This window comes from Streptomyces sp. CO7 (assembly GCF_053474865.1).
The window spans coordinates 1,502,174-1,504,386 of the sequence record NZ_JBRIOU010000002.1 but is presented as its reverse complement, the minus strand read 5'-3'; the positions used below and the strand labels follow the sequence as shown (position 1 = coordinate 1,504,386).

The 2,213-nt window shown below is 74.1% G+C and carries 2 protein-coding genes; both read right to left on the bottom strand.

Annotation, left to right across the window (positions count from 1 at the left end):
* Window positions 1–14: 14 nt before the first annotated feature.
* Window positions 15–290 carry a DUF1876 domain-containing protein gene (locus ACOV8S_RS08880; protein WP_351115183.1) on the bottom strand — a complete coding sequence of 92 codons (276 nt, stop codon included), beginning with the start codon at window positions 288–290 and terminating at the stop codon, window positions 15–17.
* A gap of 117 nt (window positions 291–407) precedes the next feature.
* Window positions 408–2,213 (bottom strand): putative bifunctional diguanylate cyclase/phosphodiesterase (locus tag ACOV8S_RS08875; protein WP_448317155.1); only part of this gene is annotated, 1,806 nt, incomplete at its 5' end.

Here is a 2,213-nt window from a genome sequence, read left to right as displayed (position 1 = left end):
GGTACGGCTGCGGGTCAGACGGAGATCGGGTGGGACGGGCGGCCGGCCTCCGTGTCGATCTCCCGGTGGGCCTTGTCGAGCAGCTGCAGGGCGATGTCGTTCAGCGCCCTGGCCCCGGCGACCTCCTCGCCCACCCTCGGCTGGTTGGCGTCGGAGTCGTGCCGGCTGGCGTGCCCGTGGCCGCGGATCTCGCTGCCGTCGGGCAGCCGCACCATCGCGGCGGCCCGGGTGCGGGTGTCGTCCTCCTTGAACTCCATCTCGACGTGCCATCCCACTGCGGTGTGCAGCATGGTGCCTCACCTCCTGAAGGTCCTCCTTCCAGGGTGCGCCCGATGCGCCCGTGACGCAGCAGGTGCGCGGCCCGCGCCGACGGGGGCGGCCCGGCGCCAGCAGGCGTCGGAGAGCGGTCAGCAGGCGTCGGCGAGCGCGAGCTGGTGGAGGCGCTCCGGCGGGCCGGGACGCGCGTAGTACCAGCCCTGCGCCGTGTCGCAGCCCAGCTTGCGCAGCCGCTCGGCCTGGGCCGCCGTCTCGACCCCCTCGACGGTGACCGAGAGCCCCAGCGTGCGGGCCAGCCGCACGACCCCTTCGACGATCTTGACGTCCACCGGGTCGGCCGGCGACGTGCGGATGCCGCGGGTGAAGGAGCGGTCCAGCTTCAGCTCGCTCACCGGCAGGCGCCGCAGTCCGGCCAGGTTGGAGTACCCGGTGCCGAAGTCGTCCAGGGCGATGTCCACGCCCATCTCGCACAAGGTGCGCAGCGGCCGCAGGACCTCGTCCTCCGCGCCCACCAGCGCCGATTCGGTGATCTCCAGGCAGAGTGCCTGCGGGGGCAGTCCGGCGTCCTCCAGGATCCGCGCGGTGTCGCGGACCAGGCCGGGGTCGGTGAGCTGGCACGGGGAGAGGTTGACGTTGACCCGCGTGGCGCCGTTCCACTCGCGGGCCTGCCGCACGGCCTGTTCCAGCACCCAGCGGCCCAGCGGCACGATCAGCCCGGTCCGCTCGGCGAGCGGGATGAAGCGGTCCGGCCCCACCACGCCCTGCTGCGGGTGCAGCCAGCGCACCAGCGCCTCGGCGCCGCCCACGCTGCCGTCCTCCAGGCGGACCAGCGGCTGGTACTCGATGAAGAACTCGCCGTTGTCGAGGGCGGCCGGGAGGGCGTTGGTGAGGCGGTGGCGGCTGATGGCGCGGGCGTCGGCCTCCGGGTCGGCGAACTCGAACCGGTTGCCGCCCGCCGACTTGGCGCGGTACATGGTGATGTCGGCGCTGCGCAGCACCTCGGCCGCGCCCCGCTCGCCGGCCGCGCCCTCGACGATGCCGACGGAGCCGCGCACGGTCAGTTCGCGCCCGTCGACGCGCACCGGCGTCGCCAGTGCGTTCATGATCCGCTCGGCCAGCTCGTCGACGCCGCGCTCGGCGCCGGCGCCGGTGGTCAGGGCGACGAATTCGTCCCCGCCGAGCCGGGCCACCATCTCGCCGGGTCCGGTGGCGCAGGCCTGCAGCCGGTCGGCGACCTCGACCAGGAGCCGGTCGCCGGTCTGGTGGCCGAGGCTGTCGTTGACCGTCTTGAAGCCGTCGAGGTCCAGGTAGCAGAGCCCGAAGCGCTTGCCCTGGCCTGCCGCCACGGCCTTCTCCAGCCGTTCGAAGAACAGGGTGCGGTTGGGCAGCCCGGTGAGCGCGTCGTGGGTGGCCTCGTAACGCAGGCGCAGGTTGAGCAGCCGCCGCTCGGTGGTGTCCTCCATGAGCGCGAGCTGGTACTGCGGGCGGCCGTCGGCGTCGCGGAGCAGGGAGACCGTGAGGTTGGTCCACAGCACGGTGCCGTCGGGGCGGGTGAACGCCTTCTCCACGCGGTAGTGCTCGCGGGTCCCGCGGACCAGTTCGTCGTGCAGCCGCCAGACCTGGGTGCCGTCCTCGGGGTGCGTGAGCTCGGTGAGGCGACGGCCCAGCAGCGCCTCGGCGTTGCCGCCGAACATCCGCGTCATCGCGCCGTTGACCTGCAGGATCGTCGAGTCGGGTCCGGCGATCCAGATCCCGGTGGCGGCGCCCTCGAAGACGGCGCGGAACCGGGCCTCGCTCTCGTGCAGGGCCTGGGTGGCGCCCTCGTTGAGCTGGGCCTGGGCGCCGAGCGCGGCGCGCGCGACCGCCCGCTGCTCGGTCACCGTGCGGTCGCGCAGGGCCCCGGCGAAGCCGGCGGCCAGCGCGGCCCCGGTCCGTAC

What these genes read in the sequence shown, in the direction of transcription:
- ACOV8S_RS08880 (WP_351115183.1), bottom strand. Translation starts at nt 290, where the DNA reads ATGCTGCACACCGCAGTGGGATGGCACGTCGAGATGGAGTTCAAGGAG.